This is a genomic window from Lysobacter sp. OAE881 (assembly GCF_040546665.1).
GTDB classification, from domain to species: domain Bacteria; phylum Pseudomonadota; class Gammaproteobacteria; order Xanthomonadales; family Xanthomonadaceae; genus Lysobacter_J; species Lysobacter_J soli.
In genome coordinates this window covers 2,139,988-2,151,959 of record NZ_JBEPOG010000001.1, presented here as the reverse complement: position 1 = coordinate 2,151,959, position 11,972 = coordinate 2,139,988, and the positions used below count along the sequence as shown (strand labels likewise).

Sequence of the window (11,972 nt, the reverse complement as noted above, 5' to 3'; positions counted from 1 at the left end):
TCCGATGACCGAACCCACCGCCAACGCGCCGCGCATCCTGGTGATCGACGACGAACCGCAGATCCGCCGGTTCCTCGACATCAGCCTGCGTGCGCAAGGTTACGTGGTGGACATGGCCGACACCGGCCAGGGCGGGCTCGAAGCGCTGGCGACTCACGGAGCCGATCTGGTGATCCTCGATCTTGGCCTGCCCGATCGCGACGGCCAGCAGGTGCTGCGCGAACTGCGCCAGTGGTCGACCGTTCCGGTAATCCTGCTGACGGTGCGCTCCCACGAAGCCGAGAAGGTCGCCGGGCTGGACGGCGGCGCCAACGATTACGTCACCAAACCCTTCGGTGCGCAGGAGCTGATGGCACGCGTGCGCGCCTTGCTGCGTACGCGCGTGGTGGCGAACGACACGCCGCCGGTGTTCGACGATGGCCAGCTGCACGTGGACCTCGTCCGTCGCGAGGTGACGCTCGGCGGCCAGCCGTTGGCACTCGCACGCAAGGAATACGCGCTGCTGGCGTTGCTGGTGCAGCACGCCGGCCGCGTCGTGACGCAGCCGCAGATCCTTCGGGAACTATGGGGACCGACGCACGAAGGCGACACGCATTACCTGCGCATCCTCGTCGGCAAGCTGCGGCAGAAGCTGGGCGACAATGCCGCTTCGCCGCGATGGATCGCCACCGAACCCGGCGTAGGCCTGCGGTTCATCGGCTGAGCGTCGGGCATCCGTTCTCCAGCTCAAGCCAACTCGAAAAGCTGCGCTCCGCCCCGCTGATCGGGTCGACGAACGAAAGCCGCTTCGCCAGCAGCTGCAAGGGCGCCGAGTAATCGCCGGCCTCGCGGTGCCGCACCGCCGGATAGACCGGATCGTTGGCGATCGGCGCACCGAGCGCGGCCATGTGGACGCGCAGCTGATGTTTCCGCCCGGTGACCGGCGTGAGCGCATATCGCCAGTGGCCGTCACCGCGGGCGATGACGTCTGTGTGCGTCTCGCTGTTTGGCGGCCCGTCGACTTCCCGCATGCGGAAAAATGGCTCGCCACGCTCGATGCGACTCGCACGCATGCACGGAAATTCGACACCCGGCAGCGGCGGCGCGAGCGCCTCGTACTGCTTCTGGATGCGACGCTCGCGGAACAGCGCCTGGTAGCGCGCACGACTGTCTGGATTGGTGGAGAACAGCACCAGCCCGGCGGTTTCGCGATCGATGCGATGCAGCGGTGCAAGCGCCGCATTCCCCGTTCGCCTGATCAACCGGCCCAGCAGCGTTTCGTGCACATGCGCACCGGCCGGCGCGACGGGGAGGAAGTGAGGTTTGTCCGCGACCAGCAGGTCGTCGTCGACGTGCAGCACGACTTCGTCGAACGGAATGCGCGGCTCGTGGGCCACTTCGCGGTAGTAATGGATTTCGAGCCCGACGCGATACGGCGTTTCCGGCGCCACCCATCGCCCGGCGTCGTCGACGACGCGCCCGCACACCATGCGTTCGAGCCATTGCGCGCGCGGTATCGACGGAAACCGCTCGCACAGGCAGTCGAGCACCGTCGCCCACGCTCCCGCCGGCAACTGCAGCGTACTGGCGGCGAGTCCGTCGATGCTGGGCGGGCGATTGCGCATGCGTGAAGTGTGTCATCCACGGCCGTCCCGGTGAATCCGGCCGCCGCGATCAGGTTCGCCACGAAGAGCTCCACGCCATCGCTCCGGGATGCATTGCACAATGCACGCACCGCTGTGGACGACCATCCCGACAGGAGACCAGCGACATGCCAAGCCAGACGAACCATCCCGCCCGTCCCATTCGCGTCGCGCTGATCGGGTATGGCTTCGCCTCGCGCACGTTCCATGCGCCGCTGATCCGCTCTGTGCCGCGTCTGTCGCTGGCTCTGGTCGCATCGAGCCGGCCGGAGGAGGTGCGGGCTGATCTGCCCGACGTCTCGGTGGAAGGCGATCCGATGCGGGCGGTCGTCGATGCCGACGTCGACCTCGTCGTGATCGCCACGCCGAACGACACGCACTTTCCGCTCGCGCAGGCGGCGCTGCGTGCGGGCAAGCACGTGGTGGTCGACAAGCCGCTGACGCCAAGCCTTCCCGAAGCGATCGAGCTGCTCGGGATCGCGCAGGCCGAAGGACGCCTGCTGTCCGTCTTCCACAATCGGCGCTGGGACAGCGACTTCCTCACCGTGCGCCAGGCGATACACGAGGGGCTGGTGGGCGACGTTCGCCATTTCGAATCGCGCATCGAGCGCTTCCGCCCGCAGGTGCGCGATCGCTGGCGCGAGCGCCCCGGTCCCGCGACGGGCTTGTGGTGGGACCTCGGGCCGCATCTGGTGGACCAGGTGCTGTCGCTGTTCGGTTGGCCCGACCGCGTGCAGGCGAGTTTCGCGCGGCAACGCGACGGCGCGACGACGGACGACTGGGCGCACGTGGTGCTGTCCTTCGGCGCGACGCGCGCGGTGTTGCAGGTCGGGATGCTGGCGGCGATTCCCGGTGCGCGCTTCGTCGTGCACGGCACGTGCGGCTCGCTGGTGAAGGCGCAACCCGACCCGCAGGAGCCGCAGCTGATCGCCGGCGTGCGACCGGGCGATGTGCAATGGGGCATCGATCCCGATCCGCTGCAGTGGCGAGGCGACGGCGGTGCGCTCCAGACGCGCCCCGCGCTGCGTGGCGACCAGTCGCGTTTCTACGGGGAACTGGCCGATGCCATCGCGGGCGATGGTCCCAATCCGGTTCCGCCCGAAGAGGCCATCCGCGTCATGGCGATACTGCAGGCGGCCGACGATTCGGCGTCGCAGGATCGCGGCATCGTGCCGCAAGCGCCGGCCTGATCGCGACGCGCTAGCCGTTCGCCCGGTGTCCGTAACTGAGCACGCGGGTGATCCGCCAGGCGCCGTCGCGGTTCTCCCACACGATGACGAACTCGGCGATGCCGTCGCACTTGCCGGTGTCGAACTGGCAGAAGCGATGCGTGCCCTGCTCGATCGCGCCGTAATTGCTGATAGGAAACACCCTCAGCGTGCCGGGCACGAGTTCGCGGCGGAAGTGTCCGCACACGTACTTCTGCGTGTTCTCGATCATTTCCCGGCGCGACCACGTGACGCCGCCGGCGTCGTGGTAGAACTCGACGTCCGGCGCGAAGAAGCTGGCATGTTTTTCCAGCTGCACCGGCTTGCTGCAGGTGTTGAAGGCATCGAACACCGCGGTATCGAGTGCCGCCACCGTGCGCGTCAGCGCTGCCTGTTGCGACTGGTCGTCCTGCGCGAGGGCCGCGCCCGGCCCCGCCATTGCGGCAAGAACGGCCACCGCCGACATGAACTTCTTCATGTGCTGCTTCCCTGGATTCGGTTGAGGTTGCGTGGGTCCATCGCCGCGCCCGGCTTTGCCGCTGCCTTACGCGGCGGCCGCCTGCGGACGCCAGCCGAGCAGCCGGGCCGGCAGCATCAGCAGCGCATGCAGGAAGGCGAACAGCGCGGAGAACGTGATGCCCACGAGCCGGAACGGCAGGCAGAGCAGCCACACCAGCGGCCACAGCACCAGCGCCAACAGCGCGAGCGGCCAGCAGAGCACCAGCAGCAGGCACCAGCCCAGCAGGAGGATCAGCGTCTTCATGGCGACTCACGCAGCGATGCCGGACATCCGGCGAGCGTCAGGCTGCGACCCGGGCCACCGGTCGGCAACCGCCCTGCGACGAACCGGGGAATAGGCCGACGGAACGGGGAACCGGCGCGACGGCCGAGGGCCCGTGTGTCCGGCGAATGTCCTCGATGCGACGAACCGGGTGCCGGCCTTTAGCGGACCGGCACGCGAGCCGAGGCCTCAGCGGATCGACAGCGTGATCGTATACGGCACCTTCTCGCCGCGCCGGGCCGAGGCGCGCATCTGGTAGACCTGCACGGTGTACGTGCCGGTTTTGGGCAGCTTGCCGGTCCATCCGCGATCGGCGTTGGAGCCCAGTGCGGTCGCCGCGCCCGGAGCCTCGCCCGGCGCGAAGACGTTGAAGTTGGCGTTGCTGCTGCCGGCCAGCGTTACCGTCATCGTCTGGCCCGCGCGCGCATCCAGCGTGTAGTGCACCGAGTCGTAGCCCGCGAAGCTGCCTTTCATCGTCGCGCTGCTCGCGCCCTTGGCGAACTTGACCGGAACCGTCGTGACCTTGTCGGCCGCGACGGCCGATGTCGCGCCGAAGGCGAAGGCGATGGACAGCGCGAGGGTGTGGACCGGCTTCATGGCATGGCTCCTTGTTTGAGGCTCACGACTCGGGATCGAACATGATCTCGCGCACTTCCTGCGCGCAACGACACGATTCGGCGATCTTCGCCGCCCATCGCAATGCGTCCTCGCGCGACGCTACTTCGAGGATCGAGAACCCGCCGATGACGGGCTTGGTCTCCGGCCACGCACCGTCGGAAACCGAACCATCCGGTGCGACGACGGACGCCTGCTGGCTCATGATTCCGCCGCCGAAGATCCACACGCCGGCGGCCTTCGCTTCGCGCACCACGGCATGCGAGGCCTCGGACACAGCCGGCAGGTCCTCCTCCGGGAAGGTCATCCATCCGTCGTCGAACGAGATCAGGTATCGCGGCATCGTTCCATCTCCTGCGTTGCGTGATCGTGAGTACGTCTAGCCTGCCGCGCCCTGGTGCAGCGTGAGCCATTCGCGTGGCGACGAACCGGTGCGCCTGCGGAACGCGCGCGAAAGCGATGGCGCGTCCGCGAAGCCAAGGTCGAGCGCAACCTGCTTCACCGATCGCCCCGCGCGCAGCAGCGAGGTGGCGACGTTGAGCTTCCAGTCGAGCGAATACGCCGCAGGCGTCGTTCCGGTCGCGGCCTTGAACGCGGCGGCGAACGCGCTGCGCGACATGCCGGCGCTGGCGGCCATGCGTTCGAGCGTCCAGTCGGCATCGGGCGCCTGGTGCACGGCGATGAGCGCCTTCGCGAGTCGCGGATCCGACAGTCCCATCATCATGCCCTGCGACACGTGCGCGTCCTCGGGATGATCGAGGATCCACCGCAGCACCTGGATCAGCACCACCTCGAACAGGCGATTGACGAGCAGCCGCGAACCGCAGCGCACCTGGTCGGATTCGGCGAACAGCAGGTCCAGCGTCGCACCGAGTCCGTCGATCTTCTCCAGCGGCAGCGCGATGAAGTCGGGGAGCGACTGCACGATCGGATTGCGCGCCCCGCCGTCGAAATCCAGCGTCGCGCAGGTGAAGTCCGAGCCGTCGACGGGTGGATTGACGAATTCGTGGTGCACCGCGCGCGGGAACAGCAGCAGCGTCGGCTCGCACAGATGCGTGCGCGCCCTATGCGGCCCCTGCCCGTGCAGCAGCTCCATCTCGCCCCGGCGCAGCACATGCAGGAAACCGCGACCGGGCTTCGCATCGAAGACCTGGTGGCCGCACAGCGGGCCGGAATGGAAGAGCGAGGCCTGCACGCGAAAGCGCTCGAGCACCGGCGTAAGGCGGTCGATGGACGCGGCGCCTTCGCCCACGGGCGGCGCGGGAAGCTCGGACGAATTGCCATCTTTCAGCGACATATCGCCACCAATCGTCCCGGACGGGTTCCTAGTATGCCCGTCAACCGGCCACTCCGGTCGGTCCAACCAGGAACCCCGCCATGTCCCGCATTCCCCTCGTCAATCCGAAAGACAGCACCGGCGAACGCCAGCAGATCCTCGGCCAGATCCACTCCGCCTTCGGCGCCACGCCGAACATGTTCCGCGCCGTCGCCAACTCCACCGCCGCCCTCAAGAGCATGTGGGGCTCGTTCGGCGCACTCGGTGACGGTGTGATTCCGCCGAAGCTCGGCGAGCAGATCGCCGTCGCCATCGCCAACCGCAACGCCTGCGAGTACTGCCTCGCCGCGCACACCGCGCTGGGCCGCAAGGCCGGCGCGAGCGGCGACGAAATGAGCGCCGCGCAGGATGGCCAGTCGCAGGATCCGAGGACGGCCGCCGCGCTGCGCTTCGCGCTCCGCGTCGTGGAAGGCCGCGGCCAGATCGAAACGGCCGACGTCGAAGCGTTGCGCGCCGCGGGCTTCAACGACGAGGAAATCGTCGAGATCCTCGCGCACGTCGCGCTGAACCTGTTCACCAACTACGTCAACGTCGCCTTCGCCGTTCCGGTCGATTTCCCCGGCGTGAAGCTGCGTTGATGCGATGCGGGCCGCTGGCCGGGAGCTCCCGGCCAGCCACGCGGAGAGCTCACCATGACCAGAACCTACGTCCCCATCGATTGCGAATTCCACGACGTGCTGGAAGCGGCGGCAACGCTCCGGCGGAACGTGGCGATCGACCATCTCGATGACGAAGGAAACCGGCGCGTCGTCGATGCACGCATCGCCGACCTGTTCGCACGCGACGGCGTGGAGTACATGCGCCTGGACGATGACCGCCTCATCCGACTCGACCGGATCGTGAGCATCGACGACGCGCAGCGTAGTGCGTTCGAGCGAGGCCTTGGCTGATCCGTGCAGCGCACGCTCGCTGCAGGTCGCCAGCGTGCCATGCGAAGAAGGCGTCAAGGCGTGCAGTCTTCAACTGCGGAAACACATCCCCGTAACTGCCACGCGTGTATTGCTGCACGTGCACCATGCCGATCACATAGCGGCATAGCCCTGGGCCTCCGTGCAGCTCCGCACGAGAAGGCCACCATGAATCTCCCTGTTTCCTCCGCTCTGGAAGAAAGTTACGACACGTCTGTCGATGATGAACGACTCGCCAATGCGATCGTCGAGCGCAGGCAGCTGGCGCAGACACTGGCCGCGTCCATCGACGAACTTCGCCGCACCATGGATCGGCGGCAGGCGGGCGTGGACGCCTTCAAGTCGATCGAACTGATGCACGCGAAGCTTCCCCCTCCCTGAGGGTCGCACCTTCGGCCGGAGCTACGCTGTCGACATCCTGTGGCTCGGCCTCGTCGCCACCGCATTCGCGTGGATTGGCCAGGCCAGCACGCTCAACGGCCATCGCAAGGTGTTGTTCCGCGTGGGATGCATACGCGTTGAGTTGCCAGGCGATGACGACCGATTGCGCGATCGTGGACCGCAATGCGGCCACGGTGTGGGTCAGGTCGGTGCGACGTCGCCGGTTCTCTTCGGCGACGGCGCATAGTCGGAACACTTCGGTACCACCGGGCTCGGCCATGGCCGGATCGTACCCGGCGAAGGTGAAGGCGACGTCGTCCGCCGTGCGCATCTCGCGATGGGCCGGAGGCGTCGGCCGGCTTACGTCATCTGGCCGGACCGGGCTTCGACACACGCACCCACGGCGCAAGCCCGCGCAACCATGCCGGTCGGGACGAAAGCGCGAACGCGATGGCGAGCGCCGACGCGGCCAGCGTCATCACCCAGACCAGCGATGCCATCGATGCGTGATCGACCGCGAGGCACAGCGCCAACGCGACGAGCAATCCCGACGCGCCCATCCATCGCAGCGCACGCGCGCTGAGGGGCGACAGCTCATCGCCCCAGACCTGCTGCGCGTGCACCGGCATCGACAGCGCCAGCCAGCCCATGCCGGCGATGGCGCTCGCGAACGCGGCCGACAACAGGCATGCGGAGAGCGTCGACTCAGACATGCGCTGGCTCCGTGTCGATGCGCGGCTGCGCGATGGCGGCATTCTTCGTCAGCTTGCGCGCCGTCACGGCCGCGACGGTCGCGCCGAACAGCAGGAACAGGTCCACGCCCGCCACCGGCCAGTAACCGGCCGTCAGCGTCTTCAGCAGATGGTCGCCGGTAGTGATCCAGTTCAGCGCGACCGCACCCACTGCAAGCATGGCGATCGCCCAGCACTGTTCGCGCCATGCGGGATTCGCCCTGCCCTGCGCGACCGGCGCGCTGCGCAGGCCAGCGTGCACGAAGGCGAGCGCCCACGTGCCCCAGAACGCGTAGCGTTCGAAGTCGCCGCGACCGGGCAACGTTTCCGGCAGCAACCGGTTCGCGACGAGGATGCCCAACGCCGCCAGCACCATGCCGGTGACCGTGGTGACGGCGAGCGCGTCGACGATGCGCGCGCCTTGGCTGCCCTGCTGTGCGTGCTGGCGCTTGCGCTTCTCGACGAAGAAAACGAAGCCGGTCGCGATGCACACCGCGCCCGCCAAACCGCCGAGCACGTACAGCCAGCGCAGCAGCCAGTGGCGGAAGTGCTGCAGGTGCAGGCCGGTGAGGAACTCGCTGACGCGGCCGACGGCGCTCGCCGGTGGATCTTCGCGAATCAGTTCGCCGGTGGATGCCTTGAAGTGGATGCCGTCGCCGACCAGCGCGATGCGGTCGGTGCCTGCGCGGTAGACGCTGACGTAGCCGTTCGCATCGCCCACGTGCTGCAGCACGAGGAAGCCGACGTCGCCCGCCTTGTCCTTCGCCTGCCAGCGACGCTGCGCCTCGGCGACCATGCCGTCGACCGACGCGAGGCCGGCGGCAACGCCCGCGCGTTCGTGCGGCAGCCCGGTCTCGTTCGCTTCGATCTGCGCGTGCAGCTCGTGCAGGTCGTGCAGCTGCGTGTGCCCGACCGGGAAGTAGTACGTGCCGGCGAAGATCACCAGTCCGGTGAACGCGAAGAAGAAATGGAACGGCAGCGCGACCACGCCGGTGAGGTTGTGCAGGTCGAGCACGCTGCGCAGCCGCGCCTTGTCGGGGCGGAAGGTGAAGAACTCGCGGAAGATCTTGCGATGCATCACCACGCCGCTCACGAGGGCGGCCAGCATCACCAGCGCGGAAAACCCGACGATCCAGAATCCGAGGTTCTTCCAGTCCAGCGTCAGGCTGTAATGCATCGGATAGAAGAACTCGCTGCCGATCTTCAGCTGGTCGTTCGACAGCACGCGGCCATTGCGCGGATCGATGGTGCCGTAGGCCCAGATCGCCTCTTCGGGATCCTTCGCGTTCGGCACCTCATAGCCGGCATACAGCGCCAGCACCGGATCGCGGTGCGTCGTGTAGGCGCTCCAGCTGACGACGGTGTCGAAACGCTGCGGCATGTCGCCGTTCACGCGCGGACGCATCGCGTCCACGGCGTCCTTCGTGGGCTGCATGCGCTCGAACGCGGGCCTGAGCACCTTGTCGTACGACGGCATGGGCTGCGGCTCGAAGCGCGTCGCCGGGTTCGACCAGCGATCGATCTCGCGATCGAACACCGACAACGCGCCGAAGAAGAACGCCGCCATCAGCACGAAGCCGAGCACCAGCCCGAACCAGGTGTGCAGCCACGCCATCGATTGCCGGAAGCTGTTGAGCATGACGCGTCCTCCTCAGACCAGCATCGACTGCACGAGCGACGCCGCAACGGCCATCGCCGCGCCGCCGAGCAGCAGCACCGACCACACCACCGCGAGCCTGCGCGCCGCGATCGCCCACAGGAACACGACGAGATAGCCGACCAGGCCGATGACGGCACCGCTGAACTCGGCATCGTGGAAGTCCAGCTGCGCCGCGAACAGCAGTGCGGTGGTCAACGCCACCAGACCCCACGCGAAGGCGTAGCCGCCGAGCACCGCGGCGCATACGCGCGAGGCGATGCGCAGCCGGGGCGCGAAGGAAGATGCAGATGCGGCGGTCGTGCCGGACATGGCGATGGCTCCGTCCTCGTTGTGTCGCGTTTGCGTATGGCGATCAGAACCGCCAGTTCAGGCTCAGCATGTAGTTCGCCGGCGCGCCGTAGAAGCCGCTGTAGCGAAGCGTGTTGATGTACTTCTCGTCGGTGAGGTTGTTGACGTTCAAGCGCACCGTCGCGTTGGGCACGAAGTCCCATGCCACGAAGCCGTTGAGCACCGCGTAGCTGTCCTGGCGCACGGTGAAGCCGTTGCTCTCGACGTTCGAGATGTCGCTCTGCCAACGACCACCGAGGCCGTACGACAGCGCCGTGTAGCTCGGCAGGCGCGCCATCACCATCAGGTTCGCGGTGCGGCGCGGCACCCAGCGGTACGTATCGTCGCCGTCCTGGCCGGTCAGCCTCAGGGCGGTCGCACCGAAGACGAGGTCGACGTTCTCCGACACCTTTCCGGTGACTTCGAACTCCACGCCCTTGGATTCGACGTTGACGCCGGTGTAGTAGTACTGGCCGTTCTGGTTGTAACCGGCGCCGGTGGCGAGGTTGTCCTGCTTGGCCTGGAACACCGCGAACGTCGTCAGCAGGCGCTTGTCGAGCCAGTCGGCCTTCACGCCCAGTTCGTAGTTCGTGCCCTTCGTCGGATCCAGGTAGCGGCCTTCGGCGTCGGACTGGCTCTGCGGATGGTAGATGTCCGAATAGCTGACGTAGCCGAGCACGTGCTCGTTGAAGTCGTAGGTGAGGCCGGCGTACGGGCTGGTGTGGCTTTCGGTCTGGTCGAACACGACGCCGTAGTTCACGCCTTCGCGGTGGTATTCGGCGAAGTTGAAGCCGAGCACGGCCTTGAAGCGGTCGGTGAGCGCCAGACGCGTCGCGCCGAAGGCGCGCTTGAGGCGCTGGTCGAGCACGCTGTAGACCGAGCGCGCACCCCACACCGGTTCCGGAACGGCATTGCCGGCCCACGGGAACGCGGGCATCGGGATGTAACCGTACATGCCGTTGTCGTAGATGTCGGCGTCGAACTCGCGGTTTTCCGCCTCGCTCTTCGCCCAGCCGATGCCGAGCATCGCCTCGTGCTCGCGGCCCCACAGCGCGAAACGACCATCGACGGTCGCCGTCGCCAGGTGCGAGGTCATCTCGTCGTCGCCGCGCCATGCGTAGCCATACAGGCCGAGGTTGGTGCCCGGCTCCAGGCCGGTGGCGGCGTAATCGGTGGCGTAGAACAGCTTGTCGGCGTTCTCGGTGTTGCGGTAGTCGTAGGACAGCTTCAGCTGCCAGTCCGAACCAAGCTGGTGCGCGTACTCGACGAACGCGTTCTGGTTGGTCGTGTCCCAGAAGGTCCAGTCCTGCGTGGTCGACGCGCTGCGCGGCCATTCGGCCTGGGTGCCATCGCTGTACATGAAGGCCAGCGCGCCCCACATGTTCCCGTCGGTCTGCGCCTTCTGCCACGAATAGCCGAGCGTCAGCGTGCCGTTCTCGCCGATCTGGCCATCGACGACGCCGTAGACGAAATCGCGCTGGTCCTGCTTGTCGCGAAGCCAGGAATCGCCTTCCTGGTGGGCGGCGACGAAGCGCCCGGCCCAGCGGCCGTCGTCGGTGAACGGCGTCGAATAGTCGATGTCCGCACGCACGGTGTCCCATGAGCCGTAGCTCACGCCGAGCGAGCCCTGCGCATCGTTGGTCGGCCGCTTGCGCACGTAGTTGATCGTGCCGGCCGCGTTGCCGACGCCGGTGAGCAGGCCGTTGGCGCCGCGGATGACTTCCAGCTTCTCGTAGCCGGCCATATCCATCGCGCCGGTGACGATGCCCCAGTCGTTCGGCAGGCCGACGCCGTCGATCTGCGTGTTCTCGATGTCGAAGCCACGCGAGGTGAACGTGGTGCGGTTGGTTTCCCACTCGTCCACCTGGATACCGGTGGCCATCCGCAGCGCGTCGTTGAGGCTGTTGGTCTGGAACGCCTGCATCTGCGCGCTGTCGATCACGCTGATGGACTGCGGCGTTTCCTTGATGGTCAGGTCGAGATTGGTCGCGCCGTTGCTGACGCGCTCGGCGCGCTGTGCGACCACGAGGACGGCGTCGAGATCGGTCGCACTGTCGGCTGCGGCGGCATCGGCGGCGAAGGCCGTGCCGTTGGCGGCGAGCAACGCGAGGAAGACGGCGAGGCCGAGCCGGTTGGGCGTCGCGGCCGGAGCGTGGCGGGAAACGTGGCGGGTCGTGCGGGCGGAACCGATGGCGTGCATGGGGTCGTCTGGATGCGAACGGGAGTGGCGGGTCGTGCCCTGACCGTCGCGCCGCGAATGGCCACCGGTGGCCAATGCGCAAGTCCGGAGAGCCCCTGCCTGTTCATCATTAAATGCGAATAAGTCTCATTATGCAAGATTCGCATTGACTTTCCGCCCCGCGGCCGGTGGAAAACCGCGCTCGCTGGCATCATTGGCGTCCG

The 11,972-nt window shown here is 67.3% G+C and carries 16 protein-coding genes; 5 read left to right on the top strand and 11 right to left on the bottom strand.

Going from position 1 to position 11,972, the window contains the following annotated elements; all coding sequences use genetic code 11:
- The first annotated feature begins 4 nt into the window (after nt 1-4).
- On the top strand, nt 5-703 hold the full coding sequence (locus tag ABIE51_RS10000) for a response regulator (protein ID WP_192630594.1): 699 nt from the start codon (nt 5-7) through the stop codon (nt 701-703).
- Here the strand turns inward: ABIE51_RS10000 and ABIE51_RS09995 are convergent.
- Complete coding sequence (locus ABIE51_RS09995) at nt 693-1,604, bottom strand: pseudouridine synthase (RefSeq protein ID WP_192630593.1); 912 nt, start codon at nt 1,602-1,604, stop codon at nt 693-695. The genes ABIE51_RS10000 and ABIE51_RS09995 overlap by 11 nt on opposite strands.
- A gap of 146 nt (nt 1,605-1,750) precedes the next feature.
- Between ABIE51_RS09995 and ABIE51_RS09990 the strand changes: the two genes are divergently transcribed.
- Nucleotides 1,751-2,812 (top strand): oxidoreductase, encoded by a 1,062-nt coding sequence (locus ABIE51_RS09990; RefSeq protein WP_192630592.1) that lies wholly within the window; start codon nt 1,751-1,753, stop codon nt 2,810-2,812.
- A 10-nt stretch (nt 2,813-2,822) separates the two neighbouring features.
- Here ABIE51_RS09990 and ABIE51_RS09985 read toward each other — a convergent pair whose 3' ends face one another.
- From ABIE51_RS09985 to ABIE51_RS09965, 5 genes are all read right to left on the bottom strand, one after another.
- The gene (locus ABIE51_RS09985; protein ID WP_192630591.1) at nt 2,823-3,308 is read right to left on the bottom strand and encodes a DUF4440 domain-containing protein; all 486 of its coding nucleotides are present in this window, start codon (nt 3,306-3,308) and stop codon (nt 2,823-2,825) included.
- Between the two features lie 66 nt (nt 3,309-3,374).
- Nucleotides 3,375-3,593 carry a hypothetical protein gene (locus ABIE51_RS09980; protein WP_115842145.1) on the bottom strand — a complete coding sequence of 73 codons (219 nt, stop codon included), beginning with the start codon at nt 3,591-3,593 and terminating at the stop codon, nt 3,375-3,377.
- 207 nt (nt 3,594-3,800) lie between these two features.
- Nucleotides 3,801-4,208, bottom strand: a complete 408-nt coding sequence (locus ABIE51_RS09975) for a pre-peptidase C-terminal domain-containing protein (RefSeq protein WP_354503963.1) — start codon at nt 4,206-4,208, stop codon at nt 3,801-3,803.
- A 22-nt stretch (nt 4,209-4,230) separates the two neighbouring features.
- Entirely contained in the window at nt 4,231-4,569 is a 339-nt protein-coding gene (locus ABIE51_RS09970; RefSeq protein ID WP_115842143.1) for a YciI family protein, read from the bottom strand.
- Nucleotides 4,570-4,605: 36 nt separating this feature from the next.
- Entirely contained in the window at nt 4,606-5,523 is a 918-nt protein-coding gene (locus tag ABIE51_RS09965; RefSeq protein ID WP_192630590.1) for an AraC family transcriptional regulator, read from the bottom strand.
- A gap of 80 nt (nt 5,524-5,603) precedes the next feature.
- Between ABIE51_RS09965 and ABIE51_RS09960 the strand changes: the two genes are divergently transcribed.
- The 3 genes from ABIE51_RS09960 to ABIE51_RS09950 all read left to right on the top strand — a co-directional run bounded on the left by ABIE51_RS09960 (nt 5,604) and on the right by ABIE51_RS09950 (nt 6,851).
- Nucleotides 5,604-6,140, top strand: a complete 537-nt coding sequence (locus tag ABIE51_RS09960; RefSeq protein WP_192630589.1) for a carboxymuconolactone decarboxylase family protein — start codon at nt 5,604-5,606, stop codon at nt 6,138-6,140.
- Nucleotides 6,141-6,194: 54 nt separating this feature from the next.
- Entirely contained in the window at nt 6,195-6,452 is a 258-nt protein-coding gene (locus ABIE51_RS09955) for a hypothetical protein (RefSeq protein ID WP_192630588.1), read from the top strand.
- Nucleotides 6,453-6,638: 186 nt separating this feature from the next.
- On the top strand, nt 6,639-6,851 hold the full coding sequence (locus ABIE51_RS09950) for a hypothetical protein (protein ID WP_192630587.1): 213 nt from the start codon (nt 6,639-6,641) through the stop codon (nt 6,849-6,851).
- Here ABIE51_RS09950 and ABIE51_RS09945 read toward each other — a convergent pair.
- From ABIE51_RS09945 to ABIE51_RS09925, 5 genes are read right to left on the bottom strand one after another with little or no spacing between them, the layout of a single operon-like run.
- Nucleotides 6,808-7,182: a hypothetical protein gene (locus ABIE51_RS09945; protein WP_192630586.1), complete on the bottom strand. Its 375-nt coding sequence runs from the start codon at nt 7,180-7,182 to the stop codon at nt 6,808-6,810. The genes ABIE51_RS09950 and ABIE51_RS09945 overlap by 44 nt on opposite strands.
- Before the next feature lie 34 nt (nt 7,183-7,216).
- Nucleotides 7,217-7,564, bottom strand: coding sequence for a DUF3325 domain-containing protein (locus ABIE51_RS09940; RefSeq protein ID WP_192630585.1), 348 nt, complete (start codon nt 7,562-7,564; stop codon nt 7,217-7,219).
- Nucleotides 7,557-9,221: a PepSY-associated TM helix domain-containing protein gene (locus ABIE51_RS09935; RefSeq protein ID WP_192630584.1), complete on the bottom strand. Its 1,665-nt coding sequence runs from the start codon at nt 9,219-9,221 to the stop codon at nt 7,557-7,559. The genes ABIE51_RS09940 and ABIE51_RS09935 overlap by 8 nt, the downstream gene beginning before the upstream one ends.
- A 12-nt stretch (nt 9,222-9,233) precedes the next feature.
- Nucleotides 9,234-9,551 (bottom strand): iron uptake protein, encoded by a 318-nt coding sequence (locus tag ABIE51_RS09930; protein ID WP_157030067.1) that lies wholly within the window; start codon nt 9,549-9,551, stop codon nt 9,234-9,236.
- A gap of 43 nt (nt 9,552-9,594) precedes the next feature.
- Nucleotides 9,595-11,769: a TonB-dependent siderophore receptor gene (locus ABIE51_RS09925; RefSeq protein ID WP_192630583.1), complete on the bottom strand. Its 2,175-nt coding sequence runs from the start codon at nt 11,767-11,769 to the stop codon at nt 9,595-9,597.
- Nucleotides 11,770-11,972 lie beyond the last annotated feature (203 nt).

What these genes read in the sequence shown, in the direction of transcription:
- ABIE51_RS09970 (WP_115842143.1), bottom strand. Translation starts at nt 4,569, where the DNA reads ATGCCGCGATACCTGATCTCGTTCGACGACGGATGGATGACCTTCCCG.
- ABIE51_RS09940 (WP_192630585.1), bottom strand. Translation starts at nt 7,564, where the DNA reads ATGTCTGAGTCGACGCTCTCCGCATGCCTGTTGTCGGCCGCGTTCGCG.
- ABIE51_RS09945 (WP_192630586.1), bottom strand. Translation starts at nt 7,182, where the DNA reads ATGCGCACGGCGGACGACGTCGCCTTCACCTTCGCCGGGTACGATCCG.
- ABIE51_RS09960 (WP_192630589.1), top strand. Translation starts at nt 5,604, where the DNA reads ATGTCCCGCATTCCCCTCGTCAATCCGAAAGACAGCACCGGCGAACGC.
- ABIE51_RS09975 (WP_354503963.1), bottom strand. Translation starts at nt 4,208, where the DNA reads ATGAAGCCGGTCCACACCCTCGCGCTGTCCATCGCCTTCGCCTTCGGC.
- ABIE51_RS09950 (WP_192630587.1), top strand. Translation starts at nt 6,639, where the DNA reads ATGAATCTCCCTGTTTCCTCCGCTCTGGAAGAAAGTTACGACACGTCT.
- ABIE51_RS09930 (WP_157030067.1), bottom strand. Translation starts at nt 9,551, where the DNA reads ATGTCCGGCACGACCGCCGCATCTGCATCTTCCTTCGCGCCCCGGCTG.
- ABIE51_RS09980 (WP_115842145.1), bottom strand. Translation starts at nt 3,593, where the DNA reads ATGAAGACGCTGATCCTCCTGCTGGGCTGGTGCCTGCTGCTGGTGCTC.
- ABIE51_RS09990 (WP_192630592.1), top strand. Translation starts at nt 1,751, where the DNA reads ATGCCAAGCCAGACGAACCATCCCGCCCGTCCCATTCGCGTCGCGCTG.
- ABIE51_RS09965 (WP_192630590.1), bottom strand. Translation starts at nt 5,523, where the DNA reads ATGTCGCTGAAAGATGGCAATTCGTCCGAGCTTCCCGCGCCGCCCGTG.
- ABIE51_RS09955 (WP_192630588.1), top strand. Translation starts at nt 6,195, where the DNA reads ATGACCAGAACCTACGTCCCCATCGATTGCGAATTCCACGACGTGCTG.
- ABIE51_RS09985 (WP_192630591.1), bottom strand. Translation starts at nt 3,308, where the DNA reads ATGAAGAAGTTCATGTCGGCGGTGGCCGTTCTTGCCGCAATGGCGGGG.
- ABIE51_RS10000 (WP_192630594.1), top strand. Translation starts at nt 5, where the DNA reads ATGACCGAACCCACCGCCAACGCGCCGCGCATCCTGGTGATCGACGAC.
- ABIE51_RS09925 (WP_192630583.1), bottom strand. Translation starts at nt 11,769, where the DNA reads ATGCACGCCATCGGTTCCGCCCGCACGACCCGCCACGTTTCCCGCCAC.
- ABIE51_RS09995 (WP_192630593.1), bottom strand. Translation starts at nt 1,604, where the DNA reads ATGCGCAATCGCCCGCCCAGCATCGACGGACTCGCCGCCAGTACGCTG.
- ABIE51_RS09935 (WP_192630584.1), bottom strand. Translation starts at nt 9,221, where the DNA reads ATGCTCAACAGCTTCCGGCAATCGATGGCGTGGCTGCACACCTGGTTC.